Source organism: Ruegeria sp. YTSC192 (assembly GCF_059609705.1).
In genome coordinates, this window is the sequence record NZ_JBXWMG010000013.1 from 115,096 (window position 1) to 129,240 (window position 14,145).

General features: G+C 53.4%; 13 protein-coding genes, 1 tRNA gene and 1 pseudogene. 5 read left to right on the forward strand and 10 right to left on the reverse strand.

Going from position 1 to position 14,145, the window contains the following annotated elements:
* Positions 1 to 13 precede the first annotated feature (13 nt).
* Entirely contained in the window at positions 14 to 2,671 is a 2,658-nt protein-coding gene (locus AC2FD8_RS17440) for a DEAD/DEAH box helicase (protein ID WP_424980642.1), read from the reverse strand.
* A gap of 1 nt (position 2,672) precedes the next feature.
* Positions 2,673 to 4,289, reverse strand: a complete 1,617-nt coding sequence (locus AC2FD8_RS17445; protein WP_496858222.1) for a site-specific DNA-methyltransferase — start codon at positions 4,287 to 4,289, stop codon at positions 2,673 to 2,675.
* A 195-nt stretch (positions 4,290 to 4,484) separates the two neighbouring features.
* On the opposite strand from AC2FD8_RS17445, the gene AC2FD8_RS17450 reads away from it, so the two are divergent.
* Both AC2FD8_RS17450 and AC2FD8_RS17455 read left to right on the forward strand, forming a co-directional pair.
* Positions 4,485 to 4,691: a helix-turn-helix transcriptional regulator gene (locus AC2FD8_RS17450; protein WP_496816503.1), complete on the forward strand. Its 207-nt coding sequence runs from the start codon at positions 4,485 to 4,487 to the stop codon at positions 4,689 to 4,691.
* A gap of 45 nt (positions 4,692 to 4,736) precedes the next feature.
* Positions 4,737 to 4,961 carry a hypothetical protein gene (locus AC2FD8_RS17455; RefSeq protein ID WP_496858224.1) on the forward strand — a complete coding sequence of 75 codons (225 nt, stop codon included), beginning with the start codon at positions 4,737 to 4,739 and terminating at the stop codon, positions 4,959 to 4,961.
* A gap of 184 nt (positions 4,962 to 5,145) precedes the next feature.
* Here the strand turns inward: AC2FD8_RS17455 and AC2FD8_RS17460 are convergent, their stop codons facing one another.
* Both AC2FD8_RS17460 and AC2FD8_RS17465 read right to left on the reverse strand, forming a co-directional pair.
* Positions 5,146 to 5,463 (reverse strand): hypothetical protein, encoded by a 318-nt coding sequence (locus AC2FD8_RS17460; protein WP_496858226.1) that lies wholly within the window; start codon positions 5,461 to 5,463, stop codon positions 5,146 to 5,148.
* A 172-nt stretch (positions 5,464 to 5,635) separates the two neighbouring features.
* Positions 5,636 to 6,193 (reverse strand): annotated as a pseudogene (locus AC2FD8_RS17465) (MobA/MobL family protein); the annotation flags it as partial.
* Positions 6,194 to 6,286: 93 nt separating this feature from the next.
* Here AC2FD8_RS17465 and AC2FD8_RS17470 point away from each other — a divergent pair.
* The gene (locus AC2FD8_RS17470; RefSeq protein ID WP_496858228.1) at positions 6,287 to 6,556 is read left to right on the forward strand and encodes a hypothetical protein; all 270 of its coding nucleotides are present in this window, start codon (positions 6,287 to 6,289) and stop codon (positions 6,554 to 6,556) included.
* On the opposite strand, the gene AC2FD8_RS17475 is transcribed toward AC2FD8_RS17470, so the two are convergent.
* Positions 6,550 to 7,710: an AAA family ATPase gene (locus AC2FD8_RS17475; RefSeq protein WP_496858230.1), complete on the reverse strand. Its 1,161-nt coding sequence runs from the start codon at positions 7,708 to 7,710 to the stop codon at positions 6,550 to 6,552. The two genes, AC2FD8_RS17470 and AC2FD8_RS17475, sit on opposite strands and share 7 nt — an antisense overlap.
* Positions 7,711 to 7,859: 149 nt before the next feature.
* Positions 7,860 to 9,227 (reverse strand): tyrosine-type recombinase/integrase, encoded by a 1,368-nt coding sequence (locus AC2FD8_RS17480; protein ID WP_496858232.1) that lies wholly within the window; start codon positions 9,225 to 9,227, stop codon positions 7,860 to 7,862.
* Between the two features lie 612 nt (positions 9,228 to 9,839).
* Here AC2FD8_RS17480 and AC2FD8_RS17485 point away from each other — a divergent pair.
* Positions 9,840 to 11,504: an AIPR family protein gene (locus tag AC2FD8_RS17485; RefSeq protein ID WP_496858234.1), complete on the forward strand. Its 1,665-nt coding sequence runs from the start codon at positions 9,840 to 9,842 to the stop codon at positions 11,502 to 11,504.
* A 605-nt stretch (positions 11,505 to 12,109) separates the two neighbouring features.
* On the opposite strand, the gene AC2FD8_RS17490 is transcribed toward AC2FD8_RS17485, so the two are convergent.
* The gene (locus AC2FD8_RS17490) at positions 12,110 to 12,517 is read right to left on the reverse strand and encodes a DarT1-associated NADAR antitoxin family protein (protein ID WP_496874324.1); all 408 of its coding nucleotides are present in this window, start codon (positions 12,515 to 12,517) and stop codon (positions 12,110 to 12,112) included.
* A 107-nt stretch (positions 12,518 to 12,624) separates the two neighbouring features.
* Between AC2FD8_RS17490 and AC2FD8_RS17495 the strand changes: the two genes are divergently transcribed.
* On the forward strand, positions 12,625 to 12,852 hold the full coding sequence (locus AC2FD8_RS17495) for a hypothetical protein (protein WP_496858238.1): 228 nt from the start codon (positions 12,625 to 12,627) through the stop codon (positions 12,850 to 12,852).
* A gap of 136 nt (positions 12,853 to 12,988) precedes the next feature.
* Here the strand turns inward: AC2FD8_RS17495 and AC2FD8_RS17500 are convergent, their stop codons facing one another.
* The 3 genes from AC2FD8_RS17500 to AC2FD8_RS17510 form a co-directional block, all read right to left on the reverse strand.
* Positions 12,989 to 13,168 carry a hypothetical protein gene (locus AC2FD8_RS17500; protein WP_496858239.1) on the reverse strand — a complete coding sequence of 60 codons (180 nt, stop codon included), beginning with the start codon at positions 13,166 to 13,168 and terminating at the stop codon, positions 12,989 to 12,991.
* A gap of 34 nt (positions 13,169 to 13,202) precedes the next feature.
* The gene (locus AC2FD8_RS17505; RefSeq protein ID WP_496858241.1) at positions 13,203 to 13,652 is read right to left on the reverse strand and encodes an Arm DNA-binding domain-containing protein; all 450 of its coding nucleotides are present in this window, start codon (positions 13,650 to 13,652) and stop codon (positions 13,203 to 13,205) included.
* A gap of 416 nt (positions 13,653 to 14,068) precedes the next feature.
* Positions 14,069 to 14,145, reverse strand: a tRNA-Met gene (locus AC2FD8_RS17510).

A 14,145-nucleotide genomic window follows, 5' to 3' on the forward strand; every position in this document is an offset into this window, starting at 1 on the left:
CCCGCCCCTACTCTCACGCAATCGTCTGATCTATCAGGTCGAAGCCTCTTTCAGTCGGCATGCAGAACAAGCACTGCCCATTGCTGGCTTGGGCCCATGCTTCACCAATCTGACGCTTGGCTTGCTCTCCTTCATAAAGGTGCCCGCCCTTGTATTCGACGGCCAAGATCCTCCCGTCTTCAAGCATGGCCATGAAGTCCGGATAGAATTTGTCATGTGGCATCTGAAGCCAGAAAGACGACTTCTTTCTATCGACATTCCGGATCCAGTATTTCACGGCATCCATCCGGTCCAGATGAACCGCGCACTCGAACTCCTCGCCCTGAGCCTTCAGGTCGCCAATCAACGGGGTATAGTGTTTGTTGAACTTGGTGGCCCCGGCATAGGGCTGGTTGAAGGCATAGCTCTGCTCATCAAAAATCATGGACAGCTCGGCGCTGGTGGCGAATTGATCAGCGTGGGCGGCAAAGAGGGCAGCGTAGTTGTCGTTTTCCCGATTATCGCGCAGATCGGAAATGAGGTCCGCCATGACCTTGCGCAGGTCGTATTTGTTGCGAGCCAGAACATCCAAATCATACCCTTCCTCGATGAGCTTGTTCAGGGCATTCCTGATGAACACCACCGCGCTCGGCTTGGTGATATCCGGGTGTTTGATGCCCATGTCGATCCAGTTTGCCAGCCTTGGCAATGTCCAAGCTGGTTCCTGGATGACTGCCGAAAGTTCACCCTGGACACGGCGAGCAAAGTCGATCTCGACTTTCCCGGCTTCAGAAATGTCGATCTGGCCAGACTGGCTTTCGTCAACGATCCTGAAGCGGTTTGCGATGTCAGAGGCGTCGCACTGGTCGAGTCGCCATGGCAGGTCGAGAAAATGCTCCTTGCTGAATAGCTGCAACTCTCCCTGCTTGCGGAACCCCAGAAGAGGCACGATGAAGGGAGGTTTGTCCTGGTCTTCCGCCGCCGAAGTCTGAAAATTGTTGGACTTTGCATAAAGGCGTTCGACCACCGGTGCCGCTTTCGGGGCCTTGGCGAAGGCAAGTTGGATCAGGTTCCGGCTTTCCTTGGTCATCGGGCCTTTGTAGCCCAAAGACCGGCTTTCCGTGTCGTAGGTCAGCCGCTGCTTGACCGAAGCGGGCAGTTTCTCGATGGCCTCCTGCACCGTGTCGCTCGGCAGGTCTTCTTCCGGCAAAGGATCGGACTTGTGCTCGAACTCATGCGCGGCCTCCTCAAATCCCATATCGCCTTGCGGGGCAATGAAATTGGCTGCTTCCAGCTTATTGAAGCCGGAACCTTCCACCAAGCCATCTTTGAGCATTTGGGCCGTGTTGTCGAAACTGGCAGAGGCAACATAGGCGTAGGCCTGGTTGAGTGCCGGGCGGTTCTTGAGCCTGGCCTTGGGCATGCGTAGAACCCTGCCCAGGATTTGCTCAATTGCGGTGGATGATACCTGCTCGGCTACTGAACACAGGACGTAAGCGAAGGGGCAATCCCAGCCCTCTTTCAGTTTTTGCACGGTGATGATGTATCGCACCCGGCATTCCGGATCGGGAATGTCGTGTTCATCCAAATCCTTGCGAGGGCCAGAATGCACCGCAATCTGGTCCTTCGGGATTCCCTTGTCCTCGATCAGGAATTTTTCGATCACCTCGTAGGTCAAACGGGACGGATCATCTTTCTTCGCGCTTTGAGCCTGAAACAGGATCAGCGGGCGAATGTATTCACCCGTCTGGGCTTCTTCTGCCTTGGCGGCTTCCTCCAGCGCTGCCTGACAATCAAGCGCTGCGCCTATCGTTTTCCGCCAGTCCCGGTCGGTGGTCAGCTTGATCGGCATCTTGATCATCTGCTCTGCCTTCAGCTCGGCGGCTGAGACGGAATAGAGGATGTTGGATGCGTGCTTGTCCCTTGCCGGATTGTGGTCAGTTTGCGGCGTCGCGGTCAGTTCGAGGATCAGCGAGGGACTGAACCGGGCGAGCGTGTCGAAAGACAAGGCCGTGCGGGCATTGTGGGCTTCATCCACGATCACCATGGGCCGGTGAAGGCGCAGCAGGTTCGCCAGAGAAGCGATGGGGCGATTTGTGCCTTCGACCTTCTCCAAACCAGCTTCCTGCGCCTCTGTGAGGCCAGAAAAATGATCCATCAATGCGCCTGCATCCTGATAGACCTTCAAGCCTTCAGTGTCCGCGTCCCCGTTGGGCTTTTCCCGGCGGAAAGACTGAATCGTTGACACGATGATGCATGCCCCACCTTCGGCATCCGCCCGAGACATGGCCAGAGCCTCGGCCTTGGTCAAGATCGAGACATTGCGGCCAAAGTCCTTGGCCAAAGCCACCCGATATGGGTGTTCGGGGTTCTTCAAGGCCGCGACCGTCTGTTCCAGGATCGGGGTTGAGGGCACAAGCCAAAGAACCATCGGATTTGCGGCCTGCAAGTATTCCTGGGCGGCGATGCCGACAGAGTGCGCCGCCATGATGGTTTTGCCACCCCCGGTGGGCACACGCAGACAGACATAGGGCGTGCCCTGGGCGATCACCGGCGCATCGCGGTAAGGCAGGTTCGTGGCCTTGTAGAAGGCGACATTGCAACCGTCATTGGTGCTGTCCCGTAGGTAACTACGAAAACGATCCAGAGCAGCTTGCTGGTATTCTTTCAGGTAGAAGTTCACAGCAGCCATATCACGCCCCCTCTATCTGATAGGGGATTTGCTTGAAGATGATACCCTCGGCTTTCAAACGCTCCGATGACACCGTGCAACCTTCGGCGTAGACGACACGCTCACCGTCGAATCCTGCTGGCATTCCTGGAAGTTCAGCCAGGGCATCCGGGGTTAGAACATTCCCTGCGGCTTCGCGGGGGAACCCTTGTTCGGCGGGTGAGAACAGCAGATAGACAATCTTGTTCTTGTGTTGTCCGATGAGGGAACTGGAGCCATACACTTTCCTCGGCAGGGGAGCACCAGTTTCGGAAAAGAACACATGTGCGGCCAGATCAGGGAAGATCACAGCCTCGTCGATATCACCGAATTCGTTGAACAGCGGCGTGCCAAGGTGGCAGTAGCGGAAACCGCCACCGAGACCTTCAACCGGCTTTTCCGGATCACCACCTTTGTCATAGCCATTGATGACACGGCGAAGGCGCTCGGCAGTGATCTGGGGTGCGATCTTCTGATCCATCTCGACCAATATGAATTTGCGATTGCCGCCATCCTGTTTATTCAAATCGAGGACCGCATGGCCAGTTGTTCCAGAACCGGCAAATGAATCCATAACGAGGTCATGGGAGTCTGTTGAAATTTGCAGAATCCGATTTATCAGCCCAGTCGGCTTGGGGGTGTCGAAAATTTCCTCCCCTCCCAAGATCTCAATGACTTCTTTTTTTCCTCGCTCGTTGTCGCTCACTTCTTCGGCGAGCCATACAGTGTTCGGAACTAAGCCCTTCTCTTCACCCTGAAACTGCTTGATCCTGGGGCGACCATTCCCACCGTTCGGGAAGTAGACGCGATTGTCCGCCAGAAATTGATCAAATTTAGGCCTGGTTGCTCCCCAGCACCTCCCGTCAGGCGGCAGCAGCACTGATCCTGTCGGAGTCGTGATCTCATACATTTGGTCCTTTCGGAAACCTTGCGCCGAAAACGGAATAGAGCGCCAAGGCCCTCGGGGATCGTTGTCCGGGTTTGCAAAACCCTTGTCATTTGGAGGCAAGAGGTTTCTCACCTCTTTCCAGGCTTCAATGTTCTTCTTGGCGTAAGCGAGGACAAAGTCATGGGAGTCGCCAATCGCAGAACGGTTTTCGCGCGAAGTCCTCTTCTGCCACATGATGTTGGCAATAAACCTGTTATGTCCAAAGACTTCATCCATCATGTTTCTTAGGTGATGGTTTTCGTTGTCATCAATACTGATGAAAATCGCTCCATCTTCTCGAAGGAACTCACGCAGCAGCCGCAGTCGCGGATACATCATGCAGAGCCATTTATCGTGCCTCGATAGATCCTCGGCCTCTTTGCCCACAACCTTGCCAAGCCAAGCCTTGATCTCCGGTGAGGCTACATTGTCGTTGTAGATCCAGCCCTCGTTGCCGGTGTTATAAGGCGGGTCGATATAGATGCATTTCACCTTGCCCGCGTAGTAGGGCAACAGCGCCTTCAAGGCTTCCAGGTTGTCGCCCTGCACCAGCAGGTTCCCGGCATCAGGATCACCCGCCGACCGCTCGCCATCGCAATGCACAAGTCTGTAGGGCACCTCGCGGTGATGATTGACGACGGCCTTTTTGCCGATCCAGTCCAAGGTGGGCATGGTGATGGTCTTTCCTGCTCGGCCTCGAAGGGCCTAAAATCTGCTTTGCACCAGTTGTATCGCGGCAACGGCACTGGTGCGAGCGAAAATACTTTCATTCAAAATCAGTGAGATACGAGAAAGTTTCGCAGCCGCTATAAGTCGATTTTTGAAACCGCCAATATTTCTCGGCTTTTGAAAATATGGAGTATCCAAATGCATCATGACAATCAGGCCGCAATCAAAGACCGACTGGTAGATATCAAAACTGTATGCGCAACGCTGGCCCGTTCGCGCGCCAGCATCTACCGCGACATTGAGCGCGGTGATTTCCCCAAGCCGATCAAGCGAGGCCATTCTTCACGCTGGCGTGTATCCGACCTCAACCGGATCGTAGCCGCTGACGCCCAAATGGCTGCGTAAGCTGCAACACCCTGCACAAACAACATTTTTCATCAAGGAAATAACATGAACCCTACCATCAATCTGACCCACACCGAAGCTGAAGGCATCAAGCTGGCTCTCGCTCAACTCATCGACGAACGGGATCTGGATGCCGCTATCTCGTTTCTCGAAACCTCCAGGGATTTGGCGGAGACCGAAAATGCCGGGATGCGCATGCTGATGTTCCAAGCGCTTTTTTCCCAGGCACATGCGAGACCTGCTGTGTCATCAACTGACCTGCCTCATTGAGGGCGATCAAGTAGGATATCTATAGGGTTCGCTTTCTATGCCCCACGCTCTGCCCCGCCTTGGCGGGGCTTTGTCGTTTGGATCGTATGGGGCTGCTGTAGTCCCACTTCTTGAGCGTCAGGATGCAAGCGGCGTTGCCCTTCACTCGGCAAAAGCCGCGCCCTCAAAGTGTCGCGCAACATGATCAACTCACGATAAATCCGCCGAATCCTACGCCCACGGCGAAGATGGCAAGCAAGCCCAAGGCGGGCAGCCGCCAGGAATGGTGGTTGTCGCCCTGGGCGTGATCGAGGTTGGCCTTGAAGCGGGCGTCTTGCTGGGCCTGTGTGGCCGCCACTTGGTCGATTGCCTTGGTCAGCTTGGCGATCTCGTTTGAATGGCGGTCGATTTCCCGCAGCAGCTTTGATATTCCCGCTACAGCGTTCTCGCTGTTCTGCGACGCTGCCGTTGCGCTGCGCCTTGTTGTTTCCATCGCCTGTTCCCAGTCGAACGGTTCCTGCATTTTCCTGATCCTCTTTCAGTTGGTTAATTTCCCGGATAATTGCGTTTGCCTCGGCCCGGGTTTGGCCTTGGTCGATACGCTTCCATTCCTTTTTGCTTGCCTTCTTGGCCTTGGCCGTTGCCCGGGCGCTTGCGCCTTCGTGAATTGTAGGAATCCTGTCGATGCCACGGTCTGCATAAGACAGATGGCTGATCTCGGATTCCGGGCCAAAGCCCCAGTCGCGCATCATTTCGTTGTGCAGTTCAGCCCACATCTTCGCCGCGCTCTGAATGGCATTCTTCCGGGCAAGGCCAAGCGTGCTTTTGGGTCTGCCGCGCCCGCCAGTTTTCTGCTGCACATCGAAGAACACGAAATGAGCGTGCGGGTTCCTGATGTCATTGCCATGCTGATCGTGGATAGCTGCAACATATCCGGCAACACCCTGGGTCAGCCGTTCGGCAAAAGCACAGGTCAGGGCCTCTCTCTCCCTCGCTGAAGCCTCCACCGGAAGGGCAATTACAAACCGCTCACAGACACGTCCTTTGCGCTTCTGAGCCTCTTGTTCAGCCAGAACGGCGGTCTTGCGCCTGGTGCTGCCCGCAAGCCGTTCGTGGATCACCACGCGGGCTGCTTGTGGCCGTGTGATATAGCGCAGATGAGCCGCCGTTTGGCCCGCCTTCGCCGCACGGGTTTCATCCGTGCGCTTCTCTGAAAATGTTTTTACCGAATGCCTAAATGAAAACAGTGCCATCTATTCCGTGAGGGTGGCGTGGATAAAAACCATGTTTTTATCCGTTGTGCGCCCTCCCTATCTCCTCCTCGGACTGGAAATAGGAAACGGACCATGCAATCGGAAAAACTGGACCTCCTGGCAGACAAGCGGAAGCAGACGGGGCAACTGTTGAAGATGCTTGCCATCTATTGCCGCAGACACCGGCTAATGGATTTCAACCTTGGCGCACTGTCGCCCGTCGCCATGGATTCGATCGGGAATGAGATTGTCGATCTGTTCGCGGATCGCATTCAACATGCCGAACAGAAAACGCCCCCGAAAGCGGGGGCGGGCACTGCCGGGACAATACCCGGCTACCATGGGCGAACACGATGTCAGTGAAGAGCGCGCTGTGGTGTCGCCTCAGCTTGGTTTTCGCCAGCAACGCACAGGCGCACCCCTTCCTTGCACTCTTCGATTTTGCCCTCTGCCAGAAGCGCATCGAGCGCTTCACGAACCTTTTTTCGCATCGTGTCGGCATTGCCGCGAATTCCGTTGAATGGCTCGCCCGACATTTGGCCCAGGGCCTTGGGCTTGTGCCACTTGCCAGCATCCTGCTTGCGCAGCTCTGAGAGCACGCGGAACAGATCCTTGGCACGCTGAGCCGAAACCGGCTCTTTCCCGGCTGTGGCCGCTTTGCGGGGCGTCTCCTCGATTAGCGAGCTATTGGCCTCAAAGGGAACAGCCCAAGGGACCGTGGTAGTCTCACCGTGGCGGTTTTTGCCAACCTCAAAGCCCCGAATCTGAAACGCCAGCGGGGCAGCCTTGCTATCTTCGCGTTGTTTGTGGACATTGATAAACACAGTGCCATCGGGCTGCGATGCATCTGCTTTGTGCAGTGTCATGCCGGTATCGACATTCGCTGTCAAAGTCGTGGAACCGCGCGGCCTGGAAGTTTCAGATGCGCCGGTGTGATGCACGATCAGGACATGCGCATTCGTTGTTTGTGCGAGCTGCTGGGCATTGGCCAGAACTCTTCCGGTGTCTCGTGAAGAATTCTCATCGCCATCAGGCATGCAGATGTTGAGAGTATCAAAGACGATCAGCAGATCTTTGCATCTGTGATAAGCACGGAATGCCAGCGCATCTTTGGCTAACTGGGCAACTACTTGCTGGTTGGTCAGGTCAACCGGTTTGTCAAATACCTCAAAAGGCGCTGTCTGTGCCGCCTGCTGACTGAGGTAGGGATAGGCGCGGTTCAGAACCCCCTTTGGAGCCTCGGCAGCGATGTATAAGATCCCGCTGCGGCAGACGGGCAAACCGCAGAAATCACGCCCCATGGCGACATGGGCACAGACGCTTGCGATGATAGCAGATTTGCCGAGGTTCGACGGGCCGGCAAACATTGATACTTGGCCGGGAAACAGCAGGTGCTGGACAATATAATCGGGATCGGGGTCAGGCTCGTGCTGGTTGGCTGAAATTGTATTGCAGCCCAAAATTTGCGGCGGCTGAGGCGACGCAGCGGAGGTTTGGAGATCAGTGTTGGCAGTCATATTTTACCTGTATCTGTGAATGTTTTGATGGTGTTATGGGCACCGAACAGGATGTGTGGTCGTTCGATCCGGACTGGAAACAAAAAGTGAACATTTTTTCGGACGGACGGACGCTCCCCCTTTAGGGGGCGTCCGTCCGTCCGAATGTCCTACGCCGGTTTCCTGGGTTTCACCGTCGCAACGATGTGGTCCAAAGCTGTGCTCAATTTGGTCAGTGCAATGACCTTTGGGTCTTCGGTCTCATTCATGATCCGAGTAGCGACAAGGTAGTGCCCGGCGCTGCCGCTGACCTCTGCATTGGCAAAGCGGTTGGTGTGATCCAGGATTGCTTCGATGGTTTGGATGGGCACCTGCAACTCTTCCAACAGAGTGGCTCCAGTGCGGCGCAGGTCATGGCGTGTCCAGTCGCTGGTCTTGCTACCCTTCTGGATATGCTCGGCAATTCGGTTCCAATTGTCGATCTTGCCGCCATCGCGGTTCGGGAACACGAACGCCTCATCATCGCCCTTTGAGTGGCCGGGAAGCGTCTTGAGTAGGTCCAAAGCGGCCTGCGACAGCGGCAGGCGCTGGCTGCGGCCTTCACCTTTGGTGTCTTTCACCTCCGGCTTTGTCCAAACGCCATTAAGGAAATCGATATCTCGCCAACGGGCGTTTGCAACTTCTTCGCGCCGCGCCAAGGTTAGCAGAAGAAATCGCATGGCAGCGGGGCCGTAGTCGTTCTTCGGCAGCATGTTCCGGCGGCGAATTGTGTCCGGCGCAGGGTATTGCAGCAAAGGCACAACCGCCGCGATCTCTTCGGCTGTCAGCACGCGTTCACGCTTCCCCTTGATGGTCGGATCGTCGCTCGCGGGATCATGAATGCGGCGAAGTTCTGGCACATCGAGGCGACTGGGACGGCCCGCACCGATCTTACCAAATTTGCGGCCCCGGTGCGCGGCCCAGTCGAGCACTGGAGAAAGGTAAGACAGAGCGCGAGACACTTGGCCATTCGCTGTGGTCTTTCCTCTCACAGGGCGAACTGGCTTGTATGCATTGGCCACCAGGGCGATTTCTTCAGCGGTCAACGCTTCAACAGGCTTGTCCAGCAATGGCGCAAAGACCCGTTCAATCGTGTTTCGTGTATAAGCGCAGGATTCGGCACCGCCCCTTGGCCGCCAGCTCTTCTTCGTCTTGGCAAATACTGGCTGCACCTCGTCCAGAAGTTCTCTGAGGGTGATTTCCTGGATCCCGGCAATTTCTGGCACAACGGGCTTTGCCATGCCGTTGATCTTCAGGTCCACACGATACTGGCATGCAATTTCCCGCGCTTTCTTGAGGGACAGCTCGGGATATGTCCCAAGTGTAGTGGTCGTGTTTTTCCCAGCCTTATTGCGCATCATCAGGGCGAAAGATTTGTGCCCGCTGCGTGAAACCCGCAGCTTGAGGCCAGTTGTCTTGGCATCAGTAATCTGGATGCGGGGTAGATCAGTCTTGATGCTCTGGATGAGCTTGTCTGTGAGCGTTTGTTTGCTATTCATGTTGAACCTCGCGTTGTTAGCGAGGTGCAAATTGGCCGGGTCCCTGATTTACGAACCGGGACTACACGGGACTGCAAAACCTGTTGGATTGCCTGAAATCGGGTGAGACAACCTGAGACAACTGGTGCGGCAGTATGTCGCAGGTGTGCCCCTGATTTTCCCTGTGATTTCAGGCGTTAGGCTGTCTCATCCCGTCTCATCTCATGCCATCCGATAGCGGCCAGGGTAGAGCGCAGAATGATTGAAAATCCTCGTGTCGGTGGTTCGATTCCGCCCCCGGGCACCACAAATCACAATATTATTGTTTAAAATCAATAGGTTAGATGATTTATTCGTCTTTAAAAAAGACGTATGGGTGACGTATGGCTCAACTCGATTAATGTCCCAATATCAATGAGTTAACTGGGGTCCAGTGATTTGGAGCTGAAAAAAGACGTATGGCTCACTTTTGAAGCCATAACCCATTAAAATACTTGATCAAAAATTTCCAATCCCGCGCGCATCTTTGATGCCGTTTTGGGTTGCAGTCTGAGCCCCTCTGCGCGATCTAGGGTTGTGGTAACTGCCGTGATAGCGATTGTTGTAGTCACTAATTTAAGAGGAGCATTTTGAATGACTGAAGACGAGTTGGTCTACGCTAACCTGAAAGGGATGCTAGCTCCTTACGAGGAAAAAGGTCGTACTGAAGCAATTTCGTTTTTGAACTGGTTTCTCGAAAATATCTTTCGCCTGGAAAGTGTCGACGCTGACGATGCGATTTGCGATAGACCGAATGATCGTGGCGTAGATGGCATATACGTCGACCACACCCAGGAAGAAATTCTAGTTCTGCAAGGCAAGATTCGTCAGAAGGAAACGTCTGTCGGCGACAATGCCCTTCGCGAGTTGGCAGGAACACTATCGCAGTTCGAAAGCCCCGAAACAGTCCAAGCTCTAGTTGATGGCGGCGGAAACCAGGAGCTGAAGAATGTTTTAACTCGCAACAACGTGAAAGGTCTTGTTGAGAAAGGTTACAGTGTTGTTGGTCTCTTTGTTTCTAACCAACCGTTAGATGCTAACGGCCAGGAGTTCTTGAACCAACACGCGTCATTGAGGGTGTACGATAGAAGCCGAATTGCCTCTGAGTTTATAGATGTTGAAAGTGATGGTGGGGTCGAAGGGGAATTTGCCTTCGATGCTACGTACGTCGAGCCAATGAAGATACAAGCTGGCGCGAACGCGACGTCATATCTGCTACCCGTCCAAGCGCTGGAATTGGTTAAGCTTGAGGGAATCAATGATGGGACACTTTTCTCTCAAAATGTCCGCCAGTCTCTTGGCAACACAAAGGTCAATAAGGCGTTAAAGGAAAGTGTCGCCGACCAAACGGAGCACTTGAACTTCCCTTTGTACCACAACGGTGTGACTATACTTTGCTCAGACGCGCATGTTGAAGAAGGTAAACTTCATATAAAGAACTACGTCGTGGTTAACGGCGCACAAAGCATATCAACATTCAAAAAAGCCGAAGCTAGTCTTTCTGAGGATTTAAGAGTGATCGCGAAAGTGATCCAACTTGACGATGCTTCCTTGAGCCGAAGCATTACGATCAACAGCAATAATCAGAATGCAATCAAACCCAGAGACTTAAAAGCAACCAACGACGTCCAGCTGCGGCTACGAAAAGAATTCGAGACTGCTCTCGATGGCGAGTATGATCTGGAAATCAAAAGAGGCCAGGAACCTAGAGCGGACACGATCCTCGTTACAAACGAAGAGGCAGGGCGACTTCTCTTGGCATATGACCTGATGGAGCCAGAAAGCTGCCATCAAGTCTATAAACTGTTTGACGACAAATACGCCGAGATATTTGCTCGTCCGGCCGTAAACGCATGGCGTGTGATTTTCTTGGTCAGGGTGATGGCCTGCATTCAGGACGCGATGCAAGAGATTGAGTACAAGCCCTTGTCAAAATATGGGCTGACGCGTTTCTTCCTTCTCTCCTTGTTGAGTGAACTTATCTCAGACGATGAGGTGGCATCAGAATACTCAAAGGATCCAAAGAAAGTGTTTGATGAAGGGAAGATCGAGACTTTTGTTTCCTCGCTTCGCGAACTTCTGGGTTCGTTGATCGTTGATCTAAATTACGAGGTAGCAGAAATGGGTGATACTTTTGACTACAAAGGTGACCTAAAGAGCCCAACCAAGATAAGAGAGCTCCGTGCGAAAATTTTGCGTAGTTACAAGAAAGATGTCGCACGAGGAAAAGTTAGCTCGCTCGCGGATCAATTGGCCTGAAAGTCCATACGTCACCCAATATCTCGAAGATAAATTATTGGCTAAAAAGACGTATGGCTGACGTATGGCAAACTTGGAGGATTTGCAACGGCTTGAATTTAAACAAAAAAATGACCTATAAATTCCGCCCCCGGGCACCACTTTTCCCTAAGAAAAGCAATGTGTTGACGGGTTAGTCGTTGTTGCACCTCATTGGTTAGTTGCCCGGGACTGCGCCGGGACTGCGGATAGACACTTTACTATCTATCCACTCGCTTGCATAGAAAATGGTTCTGATCGGTATGGTCGTCAGGCCTTTAGCTGTTCGGCCTGAACGTTTAAGGGTCCAAAACCCTATTCAGCCGCTTCCGGCTGAACAAACTGAATGCCCATCCAGTTGAGCTCCTCTCTCAGCAAGTCCGCAAGGAAGCTGAGACCATCCAGCAATTCAGCAGGGTTCCGAGCAGCGACCCAATGTGCAAAATCAATTTTGTGGTCGTTGTTGGCACACAGCGTCGTATGAAGCTCCCAGTCCGTCGTATTCTGGGCATTGAGTTTGAATCCTGTAGTAAAGGGTGGTGCTGCCGATGGGATGGAGGTTGCTAAGGGGTCTGCTTGCCTTGGCCCTAAATTAACGATCTCTGCAATGGATTGTTGAGCTCTCGGCGCTTGTAGAAAGGTGTCAATATTTCTCTGAATGCATTCGCTGACTCAAGCACTTGGTCGACCATGCCGCAGCGAACTAAAGAGACGTAGAGTGCGGCTGAGAAGGCTTGGCAGTTCACTGACTTGTCCGGATTGAACTCGATGTCGGAAAAACCGGCGAACCGACACATGCTCGCTGAAAGCTCTTCATCCTTGTGAAGTGTGTTGATGTATAGCCAGTCATAGAAAAAGGTGCGTGGCCGAATTGGAAAGTCTTTTCCGAAGAAGTTGAAGCCTGTGAGAGTCCCGTTCTGTCTCACGCGGATTTCTTTCTTCGCTTGTCTTGCGGTCATGTCATACATGTCAGGAAGCCGATCAAGCTCGGCCACTCGTCGCGCTGGCGTATGTCGGATCTCAACAAGATCATTGAGTCTGATTTTTTGATGGCGGCATGAGCCGTAGCGTTTCACACAAATCTTATCCATAAGGAACGAAAATGAGCCACCTCATCAAACTGACGCATGCTGAATCTGAAGGACTCAAGCTGGCGCTTGCCCAACTCATCGACGAGCGGGATTTGTTTGCCGCAATTGCTTTAGTCGAAACGTCAATTGAGTTTGCAAGAACCGACAATAGCTTGTTGCGAGAGGTGATGTTCAAATCACTCTTTGCCCTGGCGCTTGCTAATCCTGCCGCGTCGTCGGTTGAACGGTTTTTGCATTGAGTTCAGAATCTCGAGAGCATCGTAAAGAAAACCCACATAAGCCAATTAGGCAATTTGGATCAAGCGAGGCCCCTTTCGGGGCCTTCATTATTCGCAGCCCAGTAGCACGGCTTGCGGCATACGTGGCATTCGCCGATCAATGCCGGGTGTTCGATCCATCGCCGTGAAGAACGCAGTCTCTCAATGCGATCATACTTTGCGGCATTTGCGCCATGTCGTAGTCGCCACTAAACCGCAGCACGAGTTCCAGCATTGTTTCGTTTTCGATTTTCGGAAGCACGGCTGCCACATCGTCGACTTCGTCGTAGTAGCTCATCATGTGCACCCAAATCTGTCCCGGTTTTACCTCCTCAACGATGTAGTCGATGCCAGATTCCGTGAAGTGCCCGAGTTTTCCTGTAATTTCCATTGCAACGGGGTCGCCAGCTCTTCTTGTTTGCGGCGAAGTAAGGCTGCACCTCGTCGAGAAGTTCCCTTAGGGTGACCTTATCAATCTTGGCAACGGTTGGGGCGGATGGCTTCTCCAGCCCCAGAAGTTGCACCTCCTTCCGAAGCTCGTTGGCTGTGGCACGGGCGTTCTTAAGCGAAATCTCTGGGTAGGTGCCAATAGTGTATGTGGTGTATTTGCCGACTTTGTTGCGGAGCATGGCGGCAAAGGTAATTCGCCCGGATGCTGATACACGAGCTTTCAGGCCCGGGCATTTTCCGTCAGTGTATTGAAACCGCTTGCCTGTAGGCTTGATGCTCTGGATAAAACGATCCGTGAAGTCTTTGGTTTTGCTGTTGGCTTTCGTAGACATTGACCCCACGCATACAAGCGCTGCATTGAAGGCATGAAAGACGACTACCTTCCTGTCTTGATTGGACGGAGAAGCTGGAAGACTGAGCGGAGGAGGATGAGCGACGCAAAAGCGTCATCAGTACCTATAGGAGGGATAGCTATAGGGACACTTGAGGGGTAACCGTTTGCCGGTTGGAATGTAGTCTCGGTAGCCTTCATGTTTGAAGCTATTCAATTTGGCTGACAGTACTGACGGTGACTACGGGTTAGTTTTTCCTCTGCGGAGAGAATCGGCGACTCTGACGGCTGGATTCGATTCTTCCAATGTGCTGTACTTTGCTGTGTAGCGTAGCGCTGCTGTAGCACCGCACTCCAAAACGCAAACACAAAAAGCGCCCCTTGGGGCGCTAAGAGTTTGTTATCTGGCTCTAAATTTGGTTGCGGGAGTAGGATTTGAACCTACGACCTTCAGGTTATGAGCCTGACGAGCTACCGGGCTGCTCCATCCCGCG